The organism is Sulfitobacter sp. GN1-4 (genome assembly GCF_055693825.1).
The window spans coordinates 3,951,939-3,974,344 of sequence record NZ_JBVFUQ010000003.1 but is presented as its reverse complement, the minus strand read 5'-3'; the positions used below and the strand labels follow the sequence as shown (position 1 = coordinate 3,974,344).

General features: G+C 59.3%; 18 protein-coding genes and 3 pseudogenes. 11 read left to right on the top strand and 10 right to left on the bottom strand.

The genetic code is table 11. The features are described 5' to 3' along the window. Positions 1-7: 7 nt before the first annotated feature. Both ACZ1HM_RS20395 and ACZ1HM_RS20390 read left to right on the top strand, forming a co-directional pair. Positions 8-2,388 (top strand): annotated as a pseudogene (locus ACZ1HM_RS20395) (DUF1989 domain-containing protein). Then, positions 2,385-2,702: a globin domain-containing protein gene (locus ACZ1HM_RS20390; RefSeq protein ID WP_472744413.1), complete on the top strand. Its 318-nt coding sequence runs from the start codon at positions 2,385-2,387 to the stop codon at positions 2,700-2,702. Before ACZ1HM_RS20395 ends, ACZ1HM_RS20390 begins: the two are co-directional and overlap by 4 nt. Positions 2,703-2,804: 102 nt before the next feature. Here the strand turns inward: ACZ1HM_RS20390 and ACZ1HM_RS20385 are convergent, their stop codons facing one another. From ACZ1HM_RS20385 to ACZ1HM_RS20360, 6 genes and pseudogenes are all read right to left on the bottom strand, one after another. Then, complete coding sequence (locus ACZ1HM_RS20385; RefSeq protein WP_472744412.1) at positions 2,805-3,518, bottom strand: type 1 glutamine amidotransferase; 714 nt, start codon at positions 3,516-3,518, stop codon at positions 2,805-2,807. After that, a pseudogene (locus ACZ1HM_RS20380) lies at positions 3,518-4,853 on the bottom strand (NAD(P)-binding domain-containing protein). The gene ACZ1HM_RS20385 and the pseudogene ACZ1HM_RS20380 overlap by 1 nt, the downstream one beginning before the upstream one ends. Before the next feature lie 79 nt (positions 4,854-4,932). After that, positions 4,933-6,261: a type III glutamate--ammonia ligase gene (glnT, locus tag ACZ1HM_RS20375; protein ID WP_472744411.1), complete on the bottom strand. Its 1,329-nt coding sequence runs from the start codon at positions 6,259-6,261 to the stop codon at positions 4,933-4,935. A 62-nt stretch (positions 6,262-6,323) separates the two neighbouring features. Next, on the bottom strand, positions 6,324-7,667 hold the full coding sequence (locus tag ACZ1HM_RS20370) for an FMN-binding glutamate synthase family protein (RefSeq protein ID WP_472744410.1): 1,344 nt from the start codon (positions 7,665-7,667) through the stop codon (positions 6,324-6,326). 12 nt (positions 7,668-7,679) lie between these two features. Further along, positions 7,680-8,357 carry a protein GlxC gene (locus ACZ1HM_RS20365; RefSeq protein WP_472744409.1) on the bottom strand — a complete coding sequence of 226 codons (678 nt, stop codon included), beginning with the start codon at positions 8,355-8,357 and terminating at the stop codon, positions 7,680-7,682. Then, positions 8,358-9,287, bottom strand: coding sequence for a class II glutamine amidotransferase (locus ACZ1HM_RS20360; RefSeq protein WP_472744408.1), 930 nt, complete (start codon positions 9,285-9,287; stop codon positions 8,358-8,360). Positions 9,288-9,503: 216 nt separating this feature from the next. On the opposite strand from ACZ1HM_RS20360, the gene ACZ1HM_RS20355 reads away from it, so the two are divergent. From ACZ1HM_RS20355 to ACZ1HM_RS20330, 6 genes and pseudogenes are all read left to right on the top strand, one after another. Further along, positions 9,504-10,892: an ammonium transporter gene (locus ACZ1HM_RS20355; RefSeq protein WP_472744407.1), complete on the top strand. Its 1,389-nt coding sequence runs from the start codon at positions 9,504-9,506 to the stop codon at positions 10,890-10,892. Positions 10,893-10,912: 20 nt separating this feature from the next. Next, a complete protein-coding gene (locus ACZ1HM_RS20350) occupies positions 10,913-11,083 on the top strand; it encodes a hypothetical protein (RefSeq protein ID WP_472744406.1) in 171 nt (56 codons plus the stop codon). Between the two features lie 177 nt (positions 11,084-11,260). Further along, positions 11,261-12,409 (top strand): aminomethyl transferase family protein, encoded by a 1,149-nt coding sequence (locus tag ACZ1HM_RS20345; RefSeq protein WP_472744405.1) that lies wholly within the window; start codon positions 11,261-11,263, stop codon positions 12,407-12,409. 57 nt (positions 12,410-12,466) lie between these two features. Then, positions 12,467-13,063, top strand: a complete 597-nt coding sequence (gene dmmA / locus ACZ1HM_RS20340) for a dimethylamine monooxygenase subunit DmmA (RefSeq protein WP_472744404.1) — start codon at positions 12,467-12,469, stop codon at positions 13,061-13,063. Beyond that, on the top strand, positions 13,060-14,046 hold the full coding sequence (locus ACZ1HM_RS20335; RefSeq protein ID WP_472744403.1) for a PDR/VanB family oxidoreductase: 987 nt from the start codon (positions 13,060-13,062) through the stop codon (positions 14,044-14,046). The genes dmmA and ACZ1HM_RS20335 overlap by 4 nt, the downstream gene beginning before the upstream one ends. Before the next feature lie 16 nt (positions 14,047-14,062). Beyond that, positions 14,063-15,129, top strand: a pseudogene (locus ACZ1HM_RS20330) (heme-dependent oxidative N-demethylase family protein). Between the two features lie 77 nt (positions 15,130-15,206). On the opposite strand, the gene ACZ1HM_RS20325 reads toward ACZ1HM_RS20330, so the two are convergent. Then, on the bottom strand, positions 15,207-15,866 hold the full coding sequence (locus tag ACZ1HM_RS20325) for a helix-turn-helix domain-containing protein (RefSeq protein WP_472744402.1): 660 nt from the start codon (positions 15,864-15,866) through the stop codon (positions 15,207-15,209). Positions 15,867-16,191: 325 nt separating this feature from the next. Here ACZ1HM_RS20325 and ACZ1HM_RS20320 point away from each other — a divergent pair, with 325 nt between their 5' ends. Beyond that, positions 16,192-17,019 carry an HAD-IIB family hydrolase gene (locus tag ACZ1HM_RS20320; RefSeq protein WP_472744401.1) on the top strand — a complete coding sequence of 276 codons (828 nt, stop codon included), beginning with the start codon at positions 16,192-16,194 and terminating at the stop codon, positions 17,017-17,019. Next, positions 16,976-18,196 (top strand): glycosyltransferase family protein, encoded by a 1,221-nt coding sequence (locus ACZ1HM_RS20315; RefSeq protein WP_472744400.1) that lies wholly within the window; start codon positions 16,976-16,978, stop codon positions 18,194-18,196. Before ACZ1HM_RS20320 ends, ACZ1HM_RS20315 begins: the two co-directional genes overlap by 44 nt. On the opposite strand, the gene ACZ1HM_RS20310 is transcribed toward ACZ1HM_RS20315, so the two are convergent. Next, a complete protein-coding gene (locus ACZ1HM_RS20310) occupies positions 18,193-19,938 on the bottom strand; it encodes a sugar phosphorylase (protein ID WP_472744399.1) in 1,746 nt (581 codons plus the stop codon). The two genes, ACZ1HM_RS20315 and ACZ1HM_RS20310, sit on opposite strands and share 4 nt — an antisense overlap. 246 nt (positions 19,939-20,184) lie before the next feature. On the opposite strand from ACZ1HM_RS20310, the gene ACZ1HM_RS20305 reads away from it, so the two are divergent. Further along, positions 20,185-20,568: a hypothetical protein gene (locus ACZ1HM_RS20305; protein WP_472744398.1), complete on the top strand. Its 384-nt coding sequence runs from the start codon at positions 20,185-20,187 to the stop codon at positions 20,566-20,568. On the opposite strand, the gene ACZ1HM_RS20300 is transcribed toward ACZ1HM_RS20305, so the two are convergent. Both ACZ1HM_RS20300 and phnN read right to left on the bottom strand, forming a co-directional pair. Beyond that, positions 20,565-21,695 carry an alpha-D-ribose 1-methylphosphonate 5-triphosphate diphosphatase gene (locus ACZ1HM_RS20300; RefSeq protein WP_472744674.1) on the bottom strand — a complete coding sequence of 377 codons (1,131 nt, stop codon included), beginning with the start codon at positions 21,693-21,695 and terminating at the stop codon, positions 20,565-20,567. The two genes, ACZ1HM_RS20305 and ACZ1HM_RS20300, sit on opposite strands and share 4 nt — an antisense overlap. A gap of 75 nt (positions 21,696-21,770) precedes the next feature. Continuing rightward, on the bottom strand, positions 21,771-22,322 hold the full coding sequence (gene phnN / locus ACZ1HM_RS20295; RefSeq protein ID WP_472744397.1) for a phosphonate metabolism protein/1,5-bisphosphokinase (PRPP-forming) PhnN: 552 nt from the start codon (positions 22,320-22,322) through the stop codon (positions 21,771-21,773). Between the last annotated feature and the right edge of the window lie 84 nt (positions 22,323-22,406).

Genomic DNA, 22,406 nt, shown 5'->3' with positions numbered 1-22,406 from the left:
TCTGAGTATGCTCGATAACCCTTATGCCGATGTTCAACCTGGCCCCCCAAGCCAAGCCTGATCACGCAGCCGCAGGTGTTTTCACTGCCGCCGGGGACGGAACGCTATGTCGTCGAAGGATGTGGTGCGGTGCTTGTTCAGATTGAAGCGGGCGATGAGCTGCGGGTGGTGAACACCGAAGGGGGGCAGCCGTGTGAGATTTTATGCGCCGGTGCGGATGGCAAGGCGGATGCCAGTTTGCTGGGCACCACCGCGCAGGGGCCTGCCAAGGGGCTGATGGCGCTGGTGACGGGCCATGACCCGTCTTTGCGCGCCTTGCGTCTTGGGATTGAACGGCGCGGTATTGATCTGGCCCGCTCTCAGGCGTTGCACCTTTTTGACAGCACCAGCCCCGCCGGTGACACGCAAAGCTTTACTGCCGCGCGCGCGGGCGTGGTGATCATTGCCGCCCCGCATCCAAACCCAACCGGGGTGATGGACATTGAGGCGCAAGATACCGCGTCGCCTTTGACGGTCTGGATCAAACGCGCTGTGCTAAAATCAACCGCCCGGTTTGAGCTGCCCGATCCCTTGGCGGACCCGGTTGCGGACATCCGGGTGCATTCCGCCACGGCGACATCGTTTTTTGTCAAAGCAGGGGACTATATCCAGATCCAGGATGTGGATGGGCGGCAATGCACAGATTTTCAGTGTTTCAGCGCGCGCAAGCTGGATAAGGGGATTGAGCACGCGTTGGATGTGACGACCACGCGCACCTTGATGGGCCATGCCTATCCGATGCCGGGGCTGCATGCGAAATACTATGATCAGGACATGCTGCCGCTGGTCGAAGTGATCCAGGACACCTGCGGGCGGCATGACGCTTTTGCCCTGGCCTGTGCGGCGAAATACTATGATGACATCGGCTATCCCGGTCACGTCAACTGCTCTGACAACTTCAATGGTGCCCTGGCTGAGCATGGGGTGACGGCCCGCGCGGGCTGGATGGCGATCAACTTTTTCTTCAACACCGGTCTGGATGAGCACGGCGTGATGTACGCCGATGAACCCTGGAGCCGTCCGGGCGATTATGTGCTGTTGCGCGCGCTCACAGATCTGATCTGTGTCAGCTCTGCCTGCCCGGATGACACCTCAGCCGCCAATGGCTGGAACCCCACGGACATTCACGTGCGCACCTACAGCGGCGAAGAGACATTCCAACGGTCGGTTGCCTACCGGCCCACCCCTGATGCGGAACCCAAAATGACCAAACAAACCGCCTTTCACGATTGCTTTGCGCGGCACACGCGGAACTTTGTTGAATACAACGGCTACTGGCTGGCCAATTGCTTTGCCGATGCGGGGCCGATTGCCGAATATCACGCCTGCCGCGAAAAGGCGGTGATCCTGGATCTGTCGCCCTTGCGCAAGTTTGAGATCACAGGCCCCGATGCAGAGGCGCTGTGCCAATATGTCTTTACCCGCAACATGAAGACCCTTGCGGTGGGGGCCGTGGTTTATACCGCCATGTGTTATGAGCACGGGGGCATGATTGATGACGGCACAGTGTTCCGTCTGGACAAGGATAACTTCCGCTGGATTGGCGGCAATGACTATGGCGGCGAATGGCTGCGCGAACAGGCCGAAAAGCTGGGGCTGAAAGTGTTGGTCCGCTCTTCCACGGATCAGCTGCACAATGTGGCGGTGCAAGGACCGGAGAGCCGCGATTTGCTGCGCAAGCTGGTCTGGACCGCCCCGCACAACCCCGAGATTGATCAGCTGGCCTGGTTCCGGCACACACCTGCGCGGTTGCGCGATGAAAGCGGAGCACCTTTTGTGCTGTCGCGCACAGGCTACACCGGTGAGCTGGGCTATGAGGTGCTGTGCCATCCCAAACACGCGACCGAGATCTTTGATGCGATTTGGGAGGTAGGCCAGGAGCATGGGCTGAAGCCAATGGGGCTTGAGGCGCTGGATATGGTGCGGATTGAGGCGGGTCTGATCTTTGCAGGTTACGATTTTTCCGATCAAACCGATCCGTTTGAGGCGGGCATTGGTTTTACCGTGCCGCTGAAGTCCAAGCCGGATGATTTTATCGGGCGCGATGCGCTGATCCGGCGCAAAGAACATCCGATGCGCAAGCTGGTGGGCCTGGATATTGAAAGCAACGTTGGCGTGGATCACGGCGATTGTCTGCATGTGGGCCGCGCCCAGGTGGGAGAGGTGACATCCTCCATGCGCTCACCCCTGTTGGGCAAGAACATCGCGCTGGCGCGTGTTGACGTGGCGCATGCTGAGGTGGGGACCGCGCTTGAGGTTGGCAAGTTGGATGGGCAGCAGAAACGCCTGCCGGCGACCGTGGTGCCCTTTGCGCATTATGACCCCAAGAAAGAACGCCCCCGGTCATGAGTGAGACCGTCCTTGACGCTTTGGGCGGCGAGGACGCGTTGCGCGCGCTGGTTGAGCATTTCTATGATCTGATTGAGAGCGTTCCCGAAGGGGCGCATATCCTCAGCCTGCATTTGCAGGGCCATGGGTTGGTGCATACGCGCCAAGAGCAGTTCAACTTTCTGTCGGGGTTTTGCGGGGGGCGGCAGTACTACCTGGAAAAACACCGGCACATGAACGTCAAAGAGATCCACGCCCATGTTCCGATCCGTCTTGAGGATGCGGAGAATTGGCTGACGGTGATGAACCGCGCGCTGACGGACATGCGCCATTAGGGGCCTGCGGTAGACAAGCTGCGCAAGAGCCTGCGCAAGGTGGCGATGATCCTGGTCAACGACGGGGATGTATCCCGCAGCTTGGGGTGAGTGCGGTGGGGCTTAGACCTGTGCGCGCAGCCCTGAATAAAGCTTTGCCGACAGCGCGCCAAACCCTTCGGCCTGCGCCTCACCTTTGGTGACAAAAGCTTGCGCTTTGCGGGCGGAGCCCAGCCACCGTTCCGCCGCTTGGCGATTGCCATCGTCCTGCATCCATGTGGTGAGGGTGCCGGGCTCAACCTCGGGGTGGAATTGGCAGCCCCAGGCGCGGTGGCCTGCGCGCATCGCCTGATTAACGCAGCCCGCGCTGCCGCCCAGCACTGTTGCTCCGGGCGGCAGATGCGCCACCTCGACCCCGTGCCAATGCACCGCCGGAAACTTGGGCGGGAGGCTGGCAAAGACCGGGTCCTGATGAGCGCTGGGATAGAGCGTGACAGGGGCGACGGCGATTTCAGGGGTCTCCATTCGGGCGCAGATGCCACCCATCGCCTCGGCCAGCAGTTGATGGCCCGGGCAAATCCCCAGGTAAGGCCCCCGGTCCTTTTGCACCCAGTCCGCGATGGCCTGCTTTTCGGGACCAAGCGAGGGGTGCGCCTGTTCTTCCCACACGTCCATGGGGCCACCCATGACTATCAGGATGTCAAAGCCGCTGAGGTCAGGGATGGTGGGATCATCGAAAAACCGCACGATGTGCGCGGTGTCACCCGCCGCTGCAATATGCTGGGCAAATGCGGCGGGGGGTTCTACTGCGATGTGCTGAAAGATCAGAACACGCATCAGTTTTGCAGATAGACCTCAAGGCTGTCGTCGAGCGCCTCTTTCCACGGCGTATGGTGCTTGGGTGCCATGGTGCCGGTGATCACGGATTTATAGCCGTTGTCGCGGAAGGTCATGATGCCTTGTTTCTTGTGGCCCTTCCATTCCTTGAAGGCTTTGCAGGCCCCTTCGACATCAAAGCTGGGGTAATCCGTCTCATCAATCAACTCTTTGACGTAATCGCCCTGATACCAGATCGCGTCATAATCATCCTCGCCCGCGTCCTCGCGCGCGACGCGGTCTGTCACGTCTGCCTCCATCGCTGCGCGGTCGGGCAGATCAATCTTGCCCATGATCACATCACGCGCCCACCAGGCCTGTGCGTCAAACATGTTGAAGGTGAACCACTGGTCCTGCATCCCGATGTAGAAAAGCGCGGGGTTATCGATAAAGGCCACGCCTTTGTACAAATCCGCCGTCGCGAGCCGGTTCGCCGTTTTCAGCCGCAGCTCATTTGCCATGAAGGGGAAGTGGTGCTGATAGCCCGTACACAGGATCACGGCGTCCACCTCTTTGCTGGTGCCGTCTTTGAAATGTGCGGTCTTGCCGTCCATATGCGTCAGCAGCGGCACTTCTTGCCAGTTGTCGGGCCAGTCATAGCCCATGGCCGCCGTGCGGTGGCTGACGGTCACGGAGTTGCAGCCGTATTTCCAGCACTGCGACCCAATATCCTCAGCCGAATAGGAGGTGCCGATGATCAGCAGATCCTGGTCCTTGAACTCAACCGCGTCGCGGAAATCATGAGCGTGCAGAACGCGGCACTGGGAATTTCTCAAACCCGTCGAACTGCGGCACGTTTGGCGTGCTAAAGTGACCGGTGCAGCAGATCACATGGTCAAATTCTTCGGTGTAATGTTCATCTTTGGGCAGATCGCGCAGCGTGACGTGGAATTTCGACCCATCAAAGGTCACGTCCTTCACGGCCGTCTCAAACTTGATCCAGTCGCGCACGCCCGCTTTCTTTACCCGGCCTTCGATGTAGTCAAACAGGACAGCGCGCGGCGGGTATGAGGCGATTTGCTTGCCGAAATGCTCTTCGAATGAATAATCGGCAAATTCCAACCCCTCTTTGGGGCCATTGGACCACAGATAGCGATACATGGAGCCGTGGACGGGTTCGCCGTATTGATCCAGGCCCGTGCGCCAGGTGTAGTTCCACAGGCCGCCCCAGTTGGATTGCTTTTCATAGCAGACGATTTCGGGGATTTCTTCGCCGTTTTGGGCTGCGGATTGAAAGGCCCGAAGTTGCGCCAGACCCGAGGGGCCTGCGCCCAATACTGCCACGCGTTTTTTCATTCCTTGTCCTTTCTATTGCTGGTGCCCGGCGCAAACGGGTGGCCGGGCACTTGGGGTATGTTGTGCAGAAAACCGCGCCTTAGATGTCGAGCGTGTTTTCTTTTTCCCAGGCGCTGAAGTGGGAGGTGAAATCATTCCACTCCTGATGCTTCATCTTGAGGTAGGCGGCTGAGAATTCTTCGCCCATCGCCTCTTTCAGCCCTTTGTCTTTGTCGTAAGCGCGCAGCGCGTCGAGCATGTTCAAAGGCAGCTTGGGCGCGCCGCGTACCTTGTGGCCTTCGGCGTACATGTCGATGTCATACCGCTTGCCCGGATCCGCCTTGGAGCGGATGCCCGACAGGCCCGCCGCGATGATCACGGCCTGCAACAGATAGGGGTTTGCCGCCCCATCGGGCAGGCGCAGCTCAAACCGGCCGGGGCCAGGCACGCGCACCATGTGCGTGCGGTTGTTGCCGGTCCAGGTCACGGTGTTGGGTGCCCATGTGGCCCCGGACATCGTGCGCGGTGCGTTGATGCGCTTGTAGCTGTTGACCGTGGGGTTGGTAATCGCCGCCAGGGCCGAGGCGTGCTTCATGATGCCGCCCAAGAAGTGCTTGCCGCGCTCTGACAGGCCTACCTCGCCGGTGGGGCCATCGCCCGCGCCTGCGAAAACGTTGGTTTTGGAGGCCGCACCGGGCGCATCCCAAACGGAGATATGCGCGTGGCAGCCGTTGCCTGTCAGCCCCTCGATGGGCTTGGGCATAAAGGTCGCGCGGAAGCCATGCTTTTCCGCGACGCTTTTGGTCATGAACTTGAAGAAGGAGTGTTTGTCGGCGGTTTTGAGAACGTCGTCGAATTCCCAGTTCATCTCAAACTGGCCATTCGCGTCTTCATGATCGTTTTGGTAAGGGCCCCAGCCCATTTCCAGCATGTAATCACAAATCTCGCGCACGACATCATAGCGGCGCATCACCGCCTGCTGGTCATAGCAGGGCTTGGCCGCTGTATCGAAAGGATCAGAGATCTGATCGCCCTCAGGTGACAGCAGGAAATATTCCGCTTCAATCCCTGTTTTGACGTGCAGGCCTTCGGCGGCGGCCTCATCAATCAGGCGGCGAAGCACGTTGCGCGGGGCCTGGGCCACGTCTTGGCCTTCCATAACGCAGTTGCCTGCGACCCAAGCCACCTCTGGCTTCCAAGGCAGCTGGATCACGCTGGAGGGGTCCGGCACGGCCAGCATGTCAGGGTGGGCTGGCGTCATATCAAGCCAGGTGGCGAAACCGGCAAAGCCTGCGCCGTCTTCTTGCATGTCGGCGATCGCTTGGGCGGGCACCAGTTTGGCGCGCTGTCCGCCAAAAAGGTCCGTGAAAGAGATCATGAAATATTTGACGCCCTTTTCTTTTGCAAAGGCGGCGAGGTCCGTAGTCATAGAATTATCCCCATTGGTCACATGAAAGGGGCGCGTGCCAGCTGGCCGCGCCCTCGTTTTGGTTAGTAGCTGGTTCCGGGTTTTCCGGGGTACCAATCTGTGCCCGCCAGCGGAATGCGCGCCATGGCGGCGGCCTCCATGGTCAGGGCGCAAAGGTCTTCAGGCTCCAGGTTGTGCAAGTGGTTCTTGCCGCAGGCCCGCGCGATGGTTTGCGCCTCAAGCGTCATCACCTTGAGGTAGTTGTTCAGCCGCCGCCCGCCTTCTAGCGGATCAAAGCGCGCCATCAGTTCAGGGTCTTGGGTGGTGATGCCCGCAGGGTCCTGGCCTTCGTGCCAATCGTCATAGGCGCCTGCGGTGGTGCCCAGGGCGTTGTATTCAGCTTCCCAGCGCGGATCGTTGTCCCCCAGAGCGATCAGCGCCGCGGTGCCGATGGCAACCGCGTCTGCGCCCAGGGCCATCGCTTTGGCCACATCCGCACCTGTACGGATCCCGCCTGAGACGACCAGCTGCACCTCGCGGTGCATGTCTAGATCCTGCAAGGCGCGGACCGCTTCGCGGATACACGCCAGGATTGGCTGGCCCACATGTTCGATAAACACGTCCTGCGTGGCGGCGGTGCCGCCCTGCATGCCGTCCAGAACCACCACATCGGCACCGGCCTTTACGGCCAGGGTGGTGTCAAAGTAGGGGCGTGCGCCGCCCACTTTGATGTAGATCGGCTTTTCCCAATTGGTGATCTCGCGCAGCTCAAGGATCTTAATCTCAAGATCATCGGGGCCGGTCCAATCGGGGTGCCGGCAGGCGGAGCGTTGGTCGATGCCCTTGGGCAGATTGCGCATCTCGGCCACACGGTCCGAGATTTTCTGACCCAGCAGCATGCCGCCGCCGCCGGGTTTGGCGCCCTGGCCTACCACAATCTCAATCGCGTCACAGCGGCGCAGATCGTCGGGGTTCATGCCATAGCGGCTGGGCAGATACTGATAGACCAGTTTGTTGGAATGGCCGCGCTCTTCTTCAGTCATGCCGCCATCACCGGTGGTGGTGGAGGTGCCCGCCAGCGTGGCACCGCGGCCCAGAGCCTCTTTCGCGGGACCAGACAGCGCGCCAAAGGACATGCCTGCGATGGTCACGGGGATATCCAGCTCAATCGGGTTTTTCGCAAACCGGGTGCCAAGCGTGACAGAGGTTTCGCATTTCTCACGGTACCCTTCGAGCGGATAGCGCGAGATTGAGGCCCCCAGAAACAGCAGGTCGTCGAAATGCGGTACCTTGCGTTTGGCACCACCGCCCCGGATGTCATAGATCCCGGTGGCCGCGGCGCGCCGGATCTCAGCGTTGATCGGCTTTGAAAAGGTCGCGGATTGAATAGGCGTCGTCCGCGGTGCGCCGTTGTGATCGTCTTTCATATCAGGCGCTCCTTAATATGCGTTGTCGATGTTGAAGTTATAAAGCTTGCGGGCAGAGCCATAGCGTTTGAACTCAGAGGCTTTGGCGTCACAGCCGCCCCGCTCCAACAGCTCTTCCAGGATCGCGATATGCTCTGACCGCATCTCTTTTTCGATGCAGTCCGCGCCGAGGCTTTTGACAGAGCCGCGCACAAAGAGCCGTGCCTCGTAGAGGCTGTCGCCCAAGGCTTCGCCCGCATCGCCGCAGACCACCAGGTTGCCGGACTGCGCCATGAAGGCGGACATATGTCCGATGTTGCCGTGCACGATGATGTCGATGCCTTTCATCGAAATCCCGCAACGCGATGAGGCGTTGCCTTTGATGATCAGCGTGCCGCCATGACCGGTGGCCCCAGCGTATTGTGACGCATCGCCTTCGATGACGACCGTGCCGGACATCATGTTTTCCGCAACACCCGGCCCCACAGAGCCGTGCACATGCACGGTCGCCTGTTTGTTCATGCCGCCGCAGTAATAGCCGGTTGAGCCTTTGACGTTTACCTCAATCGGGGCGTCCAGGCCCACGGCAATTGCGTGGCTGCCTTTGGGATTGACGATTTCCCATGCGGTTTGATTTGTCGTCTGCGCCTGAGCGTGAAGTGCGGAGTTGAGCGCACGCAGCCCTTCGGCCTCCAAGTCAAATGTCTGCATTTATGCGGCTTTCTCTGTCGCAGTAGGGGCCGTGTTATGGCTCCAGAAGTAAACGGTGGCGGGCTCTGGCTCCCAGACGCGGGCCTGTTCGATCCCGGGCAGGTTGACCAGCGCGCGGTATTCTGAGCCGAAGGCGACGTATTGATCGGTTTCGGCCATCACAGCGGGCTTGCACGCAATTGGGTCGCGCACGACGCCAAAGCCGTCCTTGGTGCCGACCACAAAGGTGAAAAAGCCATCCAGATCATCCAGTGAGCTTTGCAGCGCCTCGCCCAGGGTGGAGCCTGTTTGCATTTTCCATGTCAGATAGGCGGCACCCACTTCGGTGTCATTCTCTGTCTCAATATGCACACCCAGGCGGCGCAGTTTGCGGCGCAGGGAGTTGTGGTTGGACAAAGACCCGTTGTGCACAAGGCACTGATCAACGCCGGTATTGAACGGATGCGCCCCCATCGTCGTCACAGCAGATTCGGTCGCCATCCGCGTGTGGCCGATTCCATGGGTGCCGCTCATTTTGCGCAACTCAAAGCGTTCTGCCACATTTTTAGGCAGACCGACCTCTTTGTAGATCTCGAGCGTTTCGCCGTGTCCCATGACCCGAATGCCGGGTGCGATGTCGCCCAAAGCGGTGCGCGCTTTGGCCACCATATCAGCGGGCATTTCCAGCACCGCATGGGTGTCTTTGGTGCGCATGGAAACTGGCGCAGAAAGCACTTTGCCCAGTGCCTCATCCAGCCCAGAAAACGCCAGATCTGGCGTATCTGATTGCACTGTCAGCTTGGCATAACCATCTGTTTCTGATCCATAAATCGCAATGCCCGCACTGTCGGGTCCGCGATCTGTCATTGTGATCAGCATATCCGTCAGCATGTCCCCCAGAGAGGGTTCAAGTGAAGCGTCTTTTAGAAAAAGACCAACAATCCCACACATCGTTCAAGACCTCCCCGAGAGTTGTCAGTTGTCCGACTCAAACGCTAGCACCAAAACTTTCTATGCTCAACAACGGGGAAACTTTTTTTCCCCAAAGGCAAAAAACTTGTAGCCAGACGCCCGCCTGCGTGTTTCAGTTTGCCCATCCTAAGCCAACAAAAGACGACAAACGTGGCTTGGGCAAAGACAACGACCAGTCCGACACGGGGGATTAACGTGGAAGAACAACTTGCTGAATTGGCAGCCCAGGTCGCCGCAATAGAGGCGAAGGGCAACCTGACGAACACCATGTTCGCAGAGACATACTATTATATCACCATCCCGCTGATGATCATCATCCACGCGGGCTTTTTGGCCTATGAAATGGGCGCCTCACGGGCAAAGAATGCTTTGTCCTCTGGGGTGAAGAACATCCTGGCCTTCGCCTTTGTGATCCCAGCCTTCTACTTCTTTGGCTGGTGGGTCTATTGGGCGTTTCCCACAGGCTTCTCGCTTGCAGAGGGTGCCAACGGCATCTCTGGTGCGGGATACGCCAACAGCATCGCGCTGGCGTGGGGGGAAAGCACCGCCTACATGGGGCCAAACCTTGCGGACCAGATTGATGGCGTGTTCTGGGGGGCGTTCACGCTCTTTGCGGCCACCACCGCTTCGATCATGTCAGGTGCGGTCATTGAGCGCATTCAGACGGTTGGTTTTGTGATCTGCGCCATCGTGCTGGGCGGTTTCTCATGGACGCTGGCAGCCGCTTGGGGCTGGCACGCGGACGGCTGGCTGGTCACTCAGTGGGGCGTGCATGACTTTGGTGCCGCCGGTCTGGTGCACGCGGTCGCGGCCTTCTTTGCGCTGGGCGTTCTGATCAACCTGGGCCCACGTATCGGCAAATTTAACGCCGATGGCACCGCCAATGAGCTGGCGGGTCACAACATGCCCTTCACTGCAACCGGTCTGATGCTGATCATCGTCGGCTTCTGGGGCTTCTTGATGGCCTGTCTGGTTGTCGGGGGTGAGGCATGGTCGTGGGGTGCAAACTTTACCACGATCTACGGCACACCTACCAACTTGGGCGCATTGGCCTTCAACATCCTGATGGCGATTGCCGGTGGCATCATCGGCGCATGGGTCGCAACCCGCGATCCGTTCTGGATGATGTCGGGCGCTTTGGCAGGGATCATCTCTGTGGCCTCCGGTCTGGATATCTACTGGCCTGCGCTGACCTTCATCATCGCGATCGTTGCCGGTCTGATCCTCAAGCCTTGTGCGACCTTCCTTGAGAACCGCGGCATCGACGATGCGGTGGGCGCGGTCACCGTGCACGGGACCATCGGTATCTTTGGCATGTTGATGCTGGGCATCTTCGCTAGCGGCTATCCTGCGGCCTTGGGGCCAGAGGGCGTGCCAACGGTGAGCTTTGTTGGCCAGCTTGTCGGGGCAGTTGTCTTCATCGCAATCGGTCTGATTACCGGTTGGGTGACATCCTTTGTCCTCAAGATGCTGGGGATGTTACGGGTGCCAGAAGCCGCTGAGATCGCAGGTCTTGATACCGTCAAAGTACCAGCACAAGCCTATCCAGAGGGTATCGCAGCCTCTGCACCGGCTGCTGAATAAGACAAGAGAAAGGACACACCATGGGTTTTCCATATGAGGTCGGCAGCTGGGATGGGGTCACCGAAGTGATCTCCACCGGCTATGGTAGCGGGATGCAGGGAATGTTTTCCCTGATCGCCATCATCATCTGCATCGTGGCCCTGGCCGCCGGGCAGATTGCTGAAAGCAAGAAGTACACCAAGTTCAAGTGATCCCTGGCCCCAAGGGCCTGGACCAACTGCACAGAAAAGGGGCCGTCCGATGGGGCGGCCCCTTTTTCGCTGCGAAAAATTGCCTGATAGGAAAAAAATTGCACCAAATTCTTGCTTTTCGATGGGGCGTGGGGCTTCATACCGGCAACAAAGACTCAAATTAAAAGGGGAGACATCATGGCCATACTCTGGAGAACATCCGCTTTGGCACAACGCCATGCCGAGATTGGTGGTGAGCTGGAAGACTGGAACGGCATGGGGACCGCGTGGTTCTACGACCATACGCCGGAACGGGCGAAAGCGGACTATGAGGCGATCCGCACCAAGGCGGGTTTGATGGATGTCTCTGGCCTGAAGAAGGTGCATCTGGTGGGGCCTGATGCGGCCTATGTCATTGACCGTGTGACCACGCGGAATGTTGAAAAGATCGCCCCTGGCCGCTCCACCTATGCCTCTATGCTGAACGCGGATGGCAAGTTTGTGGATGACTGCATCATCTACCACATCGCGGTGAATTCTTGGATGGTGGTGCATGGCACCGGCATCGGGATGGAGCAGCTGACAACCGTTGCCGCGGCCAAGAACGTGGCCGTGCTGTTTGACGATGATCTGCACGACATGTCCCTACAGGGCCCCATTGCGGTGGATTTCCTGGCCAAGCACATCGACGGTATCCGCGATCTGGCCTACTTCGGCATCATGAACACGCGCCTTTTTGGCAAGGATGTCATGATCTCTCGGACCGGGTACACCGGTGAGCGGGGGTATGAGATTTTCTGCCGTGCCAAAGACGCCGTGCATCTGTGGGACAACATCCTGAGCGAGGGCGAAAGCATGGGCATCCGCCCGGTGCAGTTCTCCACCCTCGATCTGCTGCGCACGGAAAGCTATCTGCTGTTCTATCCCGGCGACAACTCTGAGACCTATCCCTTTGCGGACGGCGATCCCGTTGGCGATACCATCTGGGAGCTGGGGCTGGAGTTTACCGTATCGCCCGGCAAAACAGGCTTTATCGGAGCCGAGGCGCATTATGCGCTTGAGGGCAAGGAGCGCTTTAAGATCTACGGCGTGCGCCTGGACGGCACGACACCGGCAGACGAAGGTGCGGACCTGCTGAAAGACGGCGAAAAGATCGGTGTTGTCACCTTTGGCATGTACTCAGAACTGAATGGCCACAACGTGGGCATCGCCCGCATGCCCAAAGACTGCGCCACCCCCGGCGTCAGCCTGACGGTGCGCAACGGCGACGGCACAGAGATTGCCTGCACCACCGAAGAGATGCCGTTCTACGACAAAGAAAAGAAAATCCGCGCCGCCAAAGGCTAAGCGTGGCAGGGCGCGTCGGGATGAACCGGCGCGCCCGTTTTCAGCAAGAGGACAAACATGTCAAAGTTTGAATTCCCGCCATCCATCAAGAGCCGCCCGGTCTACGGCACGCTCGCGGCGCGGCCCGGCAAGCATCATCTGATGATCGCGGATGCAGAAGGGGCCGAAGCCATCATGGGCATCGCCACGCCCGAGCTGATGGCCATGACCCATATCATCTACATCCCACGCGGCACGGATTACGCAGACAAGCTGCGCGCGCTGAACCCTGCGCAATTCTACGAGGGGCCAAGCTATGCGGCATCGGTCCAACGCATCCGCCGGGTGCTGCAGGACGCGCATATGGGCTTGCAGGTCTACCTGACGGGGACCGAAGGGTTGATGGGGCAGGCCCAGAATGAGGCGATGCAGGCGGGCATTCCGCACACAGCCATCCAGACAGAGCATCGCGGATCCGTGGCGCGCCGGATGCAATGTGTGCATTGCAAAGGCATCACCGAGGACGTGGAAACAGACCCCTTTGTCTGCGGACATTGCGGTTTGAACCTGTTTGTCCGCGATCATTATTCCCGCCGCCTTGCGGCCTATCAGGGGGTCTGCATTGATGCCGAAGACCCCGGAAATGTTCCTGAACCAAAGGGGATCTACGAATGAGCGCCGCCCCTCAGAAAGCCAAAGCAGGTGCCGAAAAGATCGACGTCACCGTCAGCGCTGTTGTGCCTTTGAATGATCTGGTCACCCGGTTTGAATTCCAACGCCGCGATGGCGCGCTTTTCCCGCCGTTCTCTGGCGGGGCGCATACGGTTGTTGAAATGCAAGACGGCGACCGCACCCGCCTGAACCCCTATTCGCTGATGTCTGATCCTGCGGATCTGACCACCTATGCCATCTCTGTGCGCCGCGATGATGCGGGCCGGGGCGGATCGCTTTTCATGCACCAAAACGTGAAAGTGGGCGATGAGATGACGATCACCTATCCGGTGAACCTTTTCTCGCTTGATTTGCGGGCGCGCAAACATGTGTTTCTGGCAGGGGGCATCGGGATCACGCCATTCATGTCCATGATTGCCCAGTTGGAGCAATCGAACGGCAATTGGGAGCTGCACTATTCCGTGCGCACAGAGGCGCTGGGGTCTTACGTGGATGTGCTGAGCTACAAGTACCCCAACAAGGTCCACATCTATTATGACGATCAAAACCAGGCGATTGATCTGGAGGGTCTGTTAGACGGCCAGCCCTTGGGCACGCACACCTATGTTTGCGGCCCTGCGGGCATGATCGACTGGGTGCACGCGACCGCCGCTGCCGCTGGTTGGCCGGATGAGGCGGTGCATTCAGAAGAGTTCTTGGCCCCGCAGCCCGGCAAACCGTTTGAGGTGCGCCTGTGCCAGTCCGACAAGACCATCACGGTGGGAGAGCATGAAAGCCTGCTGGAAGCCTTGGAGCGCGAAGGCGTCGATGCGCCCTTCCTCTGCCGGGGCGGATCCTGCGGGCAATGCGAAACCGATGTAGCCAGCTTTGACGGGGAGTTCATTCACCGCGATCACTGGCTGGATGAGGACGAACGTGCCGCTGGCACCAAGATCATGCCCTGCGTCAGCCGCTTTGTCGGCAAGACGCTGGAACTAGAACGCTAATCCGAGGGGAAGAGACATGACCATTCAGTTTAATGATGAGACCTTTCGGGACGACTATTCCTTCCGCAACTCAGATTGGGCGATCGACCGCTTTCCGTTCCCGTTTCATGAGGACAGCTATATGTACGCGGTCAACATGGAGCAGCACCGCGGCGGCCCTGAGGGATCGGTTTATGAAAAGCGCTTTGATGTAGACGAACACTACGTCTCAGAAATGCGCGACCGGGCGATGGTGTTGGCCGATGACCCGCTGCGCTGCCAGTCGCTGCCGCATATGACGCTGGCGGGCTGGGACCTGCTTGAGCTGATCATGGTCTCCAAATCCGAAGACTATCCGGATCTGTTTGAGCTGCACCGCGACGGCAACAACTGGCGTTGGGTGAACAAGCCGTTGGGCATTGATGACAGCTTTGTTTTCCTGGATGAAACCACGCTGCCTTATGGGCCGATGGAATACATCACGCGGCAAACTCAGGGCGATTTCTGCGTGCTGGATCAGCGCGACGATAACCTGTGGATGGACGCGGGCATGGTGACGACCCAGGCGGATTGGAGCCTGGATTTTGACATTGGTATGAACTTTTTCGAATGGCACGCGCCGGTGCCTTTGGCCCATGAAAAGGGCATCTTTAAGCGTGCGCTCAAGTTCTTGTTGAACATCCAGCAAGGTGCGCCCGCGCGGCGGTTGAACTGGACGATGACGGTGAACCCGCTTTTGGACACCAGCCCAGAGAACTACCACAAATGGGGCATCCAAAAGACCACGCTGACGCCCGAGAACATCGGTGCCAAACAGCATCTGCGGGTAGAATTGCAGACCTTCTTCCGCCTGCCGCGTTCCAACGCGCTGGTCTTTCCGATCCGCTGCTATCTGTGCAGCTTTCAGGATCTGATGACCAAACCGAAGTGGGGGCGGCGCTTGCACCGGGTGGTGCGGGACCTGCCGGTGGAGCTGGCGACCTACAAGGGCTTTATCGACAACCGCCCGATGATGCTGGATTACCTGTCGCAGTTCGACGATGGCCTGCCAACATCACCGGGGTTTTCCCGGACACTGAAACCGAACCGCCGCTGCAAAAATAAGCGGCGCGGAGGACACGGCAAAAGAGCGGCTGATCGCCGCTCTTTTTTTATTGGGACATGTTATGAGCGTTGCTGCGTTAGCTTGCCGTTTGGGGATAGCTGATCACTGAGAGATAGCGCGCCGGCAGCTCGATCAGCTTTTCCGGGCCATGCGGGGCGTCGGCATCGAAAAACAGCGTATCGCCCGCCTGTAGCGGATAGACCTTGTCACCGTGGCGGTAATCAACGGCCCCTTCGAGCATATAGATCGTCTCAATCCCGCCGTGCTGGAAGGTGGGAAAGATATCGGATTGGTCGGTTAGCGTGATCAGATAGGGCTCCACGATCACACCCGAGGCATTGGCCCCGATGTGCCCCAGCAGATTGTATTGGTGATTGGCGCGCGTGCCCTCACGCTCCAGCTCCACCCCTTCGCCGGATTTGGTATGTACCGCCTGGCGTTGCTCTTCAAAACGGCGGAAAAAGCTGGTCAGCGGCACGGAAAGCGCGTTGGCCAAAGACTGCAACGTGGTCAGTGAGGGCGAGGTGTTGCCGTTCTCAATCTTCGACAGCATCCCGATGGACAAACCCGTCAACGTGGCCAATTCGGCCACGGTGATTTCCTGTTGCTTGCGGTAGGTCCGCACCTCCCGGCCAATCGCAACCTCCAGGACCTTTTCCCGTTCCCCACTGGTGACGCGGTGTGGGTCTTGGCTCAGCTTGGTGGTGGTATCGGGCGCGGCGATTTTGGTGTCCAACGTGCAGTCCTACTCTGATCATCCAACGCGCCGGGCCTAAGCGCGACGTGGGTTTCACTATATGACATTTTATTCCTGTTGTTAAAACGGAAATGCAAATTTTGAGCAGAAATAGCTTAATTCGGCAGTCAGGCGCGTGACGCATTCACCCTCATTAAAGTCTGGCGTCACTGTTTTGCCCGTGACAGGCCCATGACAGGCAGGTGATCCGCCTTAGCTAGCTGTCCAAATAAACGGGCCCGGATGGCTGCAGAATTGCGTGAATAATCAGCATTCTGCGCTATTGGGCTTGTGATCCTATGGGTCTGAGGTCACCCTAGCTGCTATGCGGCCGTCCCTTCCCTTATTGGTGTTTTCTGATCTGGATGGCACGTTGCTGGATCATGAAACCTATCAATGGGATGCCGCGGCTGAGGCGCTGGGCGCGCTGCGCCGGATGGGGGCGGGCGTTATCCTGGCCAGCAGCAAAACCGCCGCTGAGATGCATGTGCTGCAGGCCGAAATGGGGCTGAGCGATTGGCCCGCCATCGTTGAGAATGGTGCCGGGCAATTGGGCACCGGTGCGAACGATCAGCCCTACAAAGACATCCGCCGCGCCTTGGACGGTTTGCCCGCTGATCTGCGTGCGGGTTTCACGGGGTTCGGTGATCTTGATGCCAGTGAGGTGGCAAAAATCACAGGCCTGACCCCCGCCGCCGCAGAGCTGGCCAAGACGCGGCAGTTTTCGGAGCCTGGCACATGGCACGGCACGCCCCAAGACAAGCAGACGTTTCTGCAAATGCTCGCGACCAAGGGCGTTTTTGCGCGGGAAGGTGGGCGGTTTTTGACGTTGTCTTTTGGCAAAACCAAAGCTGATCAGATGGACGATATCATTGCAGCCCACAGGCCCCGGCAGACCATCGCGCTGGGCGATGCGCCCAATGATGTTGAGATGCTGGAAAAGGCCGATACTGGCGTCATTATTGCCAACCCCCACCGGCCCCCTTTGCCGCCCTTACCGGGGAAAAAACCGGCACCATCCTTCGGACATCTCAGCCCGGCCCGGTTGGTTGGAATGGCGCTGTTCTTGAACTACTCTGCGATCTGCACGACACGAAAGGCTAAGCCACATGGCGGATTTCCATCAAAACGGAAATATCACGACCCTACATAACCTGCGCACCCAATCTGCCGATGCGCTCAGCCACGAAATTTCTGTCTTTGCCCAGACGCGCAAGATCTCTCTTATCCTGCCCTGCCTCTATTCAGAGCTGGAGGGCGACGCGATGCCCAACATCCTCGCAGAGCTGCGCAAGGTGCCCTATCTGCACCGCATCATCATCGGCCTGGACCGCGCGGATGAGGCGCAGTACCGCCATGCCAAGGCGTTCTTTGCCGAGCTGAACCAGAACCACATCGTAATCTGGAACGACAGCCCCCGCATGCTTGAGCTGGGCGCGCGGCTGGAGCAGATGGGTCTGGCCCCGGCAGAGCAGGGCAAGGGCAAGAACGTCTGGTCCTCGCTTGGCTATCTGATCAGCTGTTCAGACAGCGCGGTGATGGCGATCCATGATTGCGATATCCTGACCTACACCAATGAAATGCTGGCGCGGCTGGTCTATCCGGTGGTGAACCCGAATTTCCCCTATCAGGTGGCCAAAGGGTTTTATCCGCGCGTTGGCGAAAACAAGCTGAATGGCCGGGTCACGCGGCTGTTGGTGAGCCCTTTGTTGATTGCCTTGAAACGGGTGATCGGCGACCGCGATTACCTCGATTACCTGCGCAGCTTCCGCTACCCGCTGTCGGGCGAATTTGCGATGCGCACCGCGATCCTGCCGGATCTGCGTATCCCCTCTGATTGGGGGCTGGAGATTGGCGTGCTGTCTGAGGCCTGGCGCAACCTGGCCCCCAAGGCGGTGTGCCAGGTGGAGATTGCCGACAGCTATGACCACAAACACCAAGAGCTGAGCGTTGAGGATGCCAACACCGGGCTTAGCCGGATGTCCACGGACATCTGCAAAGCGATCTTTCGCAAGCTGGCGGCGGACGGCACGGTTTTCACCCACAACATGTTCCGCACGCTCAAGGCCACCTATTACCGCAGCGCGCTTGATTTATTGGAGGCGTACTACAACGATGCCCAAATGAACGGGCTGTCGATTGACCGGCACAAGGAAGAACGCTCCATTGAGCTTTTTGCCGAAAACATCATGCGCGCAGGCCAGGTGTTTTTGGACAACCCGCATGAGACGCCCTTTATCCCGACCTGGAACCGCGTTCATTCCGCAGACCCCGATTTTCTGCTGAACCTGCATGACGCAGCCCATAAGGATGAGGCGGAGTTCAGCTAGGCCCGGTTGGTGATCCAGCGACACTGGTAGGGGGCCATTTCAAAGGCGGCTTTGGTGGCGTCAATCACCTCCCCGCTGAGCAGGTCAACCCAGTGTTCGTCATCGATCAGGTTCATCGACAGCGGGTCCACCATCACCGTCTGATCGCTGACGTTGTGTAGGGCAAAGATGGATTGATGCCGGTCCAGGCTTTGCCGCCAGACCCCGTGGATTTCATCCACCAGGGTCAGCGTAAACTGCGTGGCATTGGGATGGAACGCGGGCTGTTGCGCGCGGATGCGCAGCCGTTCTGACAGCGCGCCAAGCACCTTTGCCTGATCCGTCGTTGCATCCTGAAGCCGTGCGCGCAGGTCGGTGTAATCCCAGCGGTGGCGGTTGATCGCGCGGTTCATGCCGCGCTTTTCGACAGAGGCGTGATCGTTTGGTGTGGCCAGCAGCGAATGGATGTAGAAGGCCGGGATCCCCTCCAGCGACATCACAATCGTCTGCGAACAGATAAAGCGCGCCAGATGATGCGCATCCTCGCCTTTGAAGGTGCGTCCGCAGGCGTCAAAGAAAGTGGTGTTCAGTTCATAAGGGGCCTCGCCCCCGCCCGGCAGCGCCCGCATCGACACCAGCCCGCCCAGATCGCGCACCGTCTGGATCATCTGTTCCTTTTCATCCTCAGGCAGCAGCCCTTCGGCCGGGCGCATCCCGATCCCGTCATGGCTGGCGGTGAAGTTGAGATAGGCGCAGCCCAATTGCGCGGGCGGCATTCCGCTTTGCCAGCGCCGCAGATGCCGGGCAGAGCCGGACATCATCGCGTGCAAGATCAGCGGCGGCAGTGGGAAGTTATAGATCGCATGCGCCTCGTTCCGGTTGCCAAAATAGCTGAGGTTTTCGGCCTTGGGCACATTGGTTTCGGTCAGCAGGATGATCGTCTCAGTTGCGTAGTCACACAGCAGGCGCATCAGCTGAATGATCGCATGGGTTTGCGGCAGGTGGATCGACGGCGACCCCACCTCTTTCCACAAAAACGCGACCGCATCCAAACGGATGATGCGCACCTGGTTGTCCACATGCAGCCGGATGATGCGCAGGAATTCCAACAGCACTTCGGGGTTGCGGAAATCTAGGTCGATCTGATCATGACTAAAGGTGCACCAGACATGGCGGGGGCCCTTCGCGGTCTCAACCTCTTGTAACAGGGGCGTGGTGCGGGGGCGGACGACCATGCTCAGATCATCCTGAGGCGTGGCCTCAAAGAAGAACTTGTCATAGGGGGCCTGCCCCTGCCGGTAGGCGTTGAACCATGCCCCCTGGCTTGAGACGTGGTTGAGTACCAGATCAGACATCAGGTGGAACGCGTCCCCAATCCGGTTGATGTCCGCCCAATCGCCCAGCTGCGGGTTCACCGTACGGAAATCAGACACGGCAAAGCCGTCGTCGGATGTGAAGGGAAAGAACGGTAGGATATGAACGCCGTTCACCACACCTTTCAGGTGGGTCAGCAGAAAGTCGTGCAACAAATCCAGCGGTTTGTGCGCGCCGTCCTGGATTGAATTGCCATAGCTGATCAGCAGCGCGTCCTGTTCAGACCACAGCGAATTGCCCGGCTTGCGCCCCAGTTTGCGGCGTTTTATGCCTTGGGGCCAAAAGGCGTCCATGATCTGGCTGGCCAGGATATCTGCATCCAGCTCAGGATAGATTTGCCGCACCAGTGCTGTCAGGCGCAGGCCAAAGGATTTTGATTGGTCAGTCATGGCAGCCCATTGCGGCGGAAAAGATCACTTGCGCCAAACAATCACAATCGCAGGCGGCCTGCACAGAAAAATCGGATTTCCACCAAACGGGGCCTGTTCGGGGCGCGAAACCTGGCAAAGGGCCTGTTTTCTGCCCTCTACATCCTGTGGCGCGCTTGGGCAAAGCCGCCACACTTGGCACGCCTGTCACACATGTTTTCAAACTGCATGCTTGACGGGCGCAAAATCAGGACCAAAGCTGAAAACATGAGCGGAATGAAAACACTCCTTTGTGCGGGCGTTTTGTCCATCTTCGGTGCGGGGTCAGTGTTGGCGTCAGGCACCATCACGGATGTTTTTGCCAGTTGCGCTGGCCGCTATTCAGCTGAGATGGAGCATGCCTGGCTGATCGGCTCGGACCGGGCGGCAGATTTTGCAGGTCAACGTCTGGCCTTTGTTGGCCTTGTGGAAAGCACGATGGCCGAAGGGCAGGGGCGCAAGGTCTTGCACCGCCGGATTGAGGCCAAGCACGCCCATGCCCGTCTTTTGCAAATCGCGACCTTTCACGAAAACGCCAAGAACGCTCAGATGGCCCGCATGACCGCGACCGCGCATCTGAACTCCTGCGGTAAGCTGCTGTTGGGCGGCTAGCTGACCCGCACGCCGTTGCACCAGACGCCGCGCACCTGTGGGGCGTTGCCGGCCAAGCCCACGCGGATCACATCACCGCGCAGCCCCTCTGCCAATTGCCCCCGATCTGTCATCCCGGACACGCGCGCAGGCGTGGCCGTCACGCAGGCCACAGCCCGCGGCAGATCCCCAAAGGTATCGGCCAGATGAAAGGCTGACATCAGCAAGGCCGACGGCACATAGTCTGAGGATATGATGTGCAACAGACCCGCGTCGGCAAGATCCTGCGCTGCGACATTGCCGGAATGGGATGCCCCACGGATCAAGTTTGGCGCGCCCATCATCACCGCGATGCCCCTGTCCTGACAGGCCTGTGCGGCCTCAAAGGTTGTTGGGAATTCGGCAAAGCCAACCCCGTTGCGGCACGAGGTTTCGACATGGGCCACCGTCGTGTCGTCGTGGCTGCACAGCACGGCACCCAGACGCGCCGCCTCGGCCACCGCTGCGGCTTCGTGCCGGGCACCGTTCTTGGCCTGTAGTTTTTTCAGCCGGGCCACATGGTCAATAAAATCCTGCGCATCCATCCCGCGCCGTTTGGCGATATAGGATTTGAGCCGCTCCAGATCCGTAAACTGCCGCTGCCCCGGCGTGTGATCCATCAGGCTGACGATGCCAATGCGGTCGTCTGCGCCGAATTGCGCCAGCTCCTCCATCAAGGTTTCAGAACAGATTTCTGCGCGCAGATGCAGGAAATGGCTGATCTTGAAATGGCCCGCCGCGCGCATCTGCAACAGCTCATCCGCCAGGCTGCGGGCATAGGGGGTATAGCGCCCCTTGCCGCCATGGATGGACCCGACCCGCAGCGCATCAAAGACGGTTGTGATCCCGACAGAGGCAAGCTCAGCGTCATGGGACAAAAGCGCTGAGGCATGGGGCCAATCCACCGACGGGCGCGGCTCAATATGGCGTTCCAGATTGTCGGTGTGCAGCTCAATGAGGCCCGGCATGACGTAATCCCCCGCGCAATCCACCGCGCCCGGCGGGACATCATCGCTGGCGGTCATCTCGGTGATGATGCCGTTTTGGATGGTCATACGCCCGGTGATCACCTGATCGGGCAGGACAAGTTGCGCATTGGCCAGCTGCAGCGTGCCAACAGCCCCGAGAGGTAGAGAGGGGTGTTCATGTCAGCAACTCCTGAGCCGTTGGGTGTTTTATCAGTCTCATCCGGGCACCTCTTTGATGCGCAGGGCCTGCACGGCCCTATCGACCGTTTCGTCCAATGCGCCGGTGTTGGGCAGCGTGATCACGTCCAACCCCGCTGGCAAAGGTTGATCCGCTTTTGCCAGTCGCTGGGCGATCTCTTTTGCGCTCTCTCTGCCCCGCGCCTTTAGCCGTTCGGCCAACACTTTTGCATCGGCCGTGATGCTGAGCACGATCAGATGTGGAAACTGCCGGTCAGCAGCCACAAGCGCGCTGCGGGAGAAGTTGACCATACAGTCGCGGCCCGCCTGCACATCCGTCAGCACCGCGTGCGGAATGCCATAGCGCAGACCGTGGGCGTCCCAATGCAGACAAAACGCGCCTTGGGCGATCTGCGTTTCAAAGGCCTCAGGCGTGGTGGCGTCATAGCGCTCGCCCGCCAGGCCCGCAGGCCGCGTGATCACCCGCCGCACCAACCGGATCTGGGGCAGGCGCTGCGCGATGGCGGTCATCACGCTGTCTTTGCCCACGCCAGAGGGGCCGACCACCGCGATAAGCCGCCCCGCGTTCATGCAGCGCGGTCGGTGGTTGCGGCCTGTTGGGCAGGCACGGGGTTGAACAAGGGGGCGTGGGGGCTTTCATCTCGACAACTTTGG

Bases quoted from the DNA above. Each gene is read 5' to 3' on its own strand.
- ACZ1HM_RS20315 (WP_472744400.1), top strand. From the start codon at position 16,976: ATGGCGGATTTCCATCAAAACGGAAATATCACGACCCTACATAACCTG.
- ACZ1HM_RS20365 (WP_472744409.1), bottom strand. From the start codon at position 8,357: ATGCAGACATTTGACTTGGAGGCCGAAGGGCTGCGTGCGCTCAACTCC.
- glnT (WP_472744411.1), bottom strand. From the start codon at position 6,261: ATGACTACGGACCTCGCCGCCTTTGCAAAAGAAAAGGGCGTCAAATAT.
- ACZ1HM_RS20370 (WP_472744410.1), bottom strand. From the start codon at position 7,667: ATGAAAGACGATCACAACGGCGCACCGCGGACGACGCCTATTCAATCC.
- ACZ1HM_RS20305 (WP_472744398.1), top strand. From the start codon at position 20,185: ATGAGCGGAATGAAAACACTCCTTTGTGCGGGCGTTTTGTCCATCTTC.
- ACZ1HM_RS20310 (WP_472744399.1), bottom strand. From the start codon at position 19,938: ATGACTGACCAATCAAAATCCTTTGGCCTGCGCCTGACAGCACTGGTG.
- ACZ1HM_RS20320 (WP_472744401.1), top strand. From the start codon at position 16,192: ATGCGGCCGTCCCTTCCCTTATTGGTGTTTTCTGATCTGGATGGCACG.
- phnN (WP_472744397.1), bottom strand. From the start codon at position 22,322: ATGAACGCGGGGCGGCTTATCGCGGTGGTCGGCCCCTCTGGCGTGGGC.
- ACZ1HM_RS20345 (WP_472744405.1), top strand. From the start codon at position 11,261: ATGGCCATACTCTGGAGAACATCCGCTTTGGCACAACGCCATGCCGAG.
- ACZ1HM_RS20385 (WP_472744412.1), bottom strand. From the start codon at position 3,518: ATGCGTGTTCTGATCTTTCAGCACATCGCAGTAGAACCCCCCGCCGCA.
- dmmA (WP_472744404.1), top strand. From the start codon at position 12,467: ATGTCAAAGTTTGAATTCCCGCCATCCATCAAGAGCCGCCCGGTCTAC.
- ACZ1HM_RS20335 (WP_472744403.1), top strand. From the start codon at position 13,060: ATGAGCGCCGCCCCTCAGAAAGCCAAAGCAGGTGCCGAAAAGATCGAC.
- ACZ1HM_RS20350 (WP_472744406.1), top strand. From the start codon at position 10,913: ATGGGTTTTCCATATGAGGTCGGCAGCTGGGATGGGGTCACCGAAGTG.
- ACZ1HM_RS20390 (WP_472744413.1), top strand. From the start codon at position 2,385: ATGAGTGAGACCGTCCTTGACGCTTTGGGCGGCGAGGACGCGTTGCGC.
- ACZ1HM_RS20360 (WP_472744408.1), bottom strand. From the start codon at position 9,287: ATGTGTGGGATTGTTGGTCTTTTTCTAAAAGACGCTTCACTTGAACCC.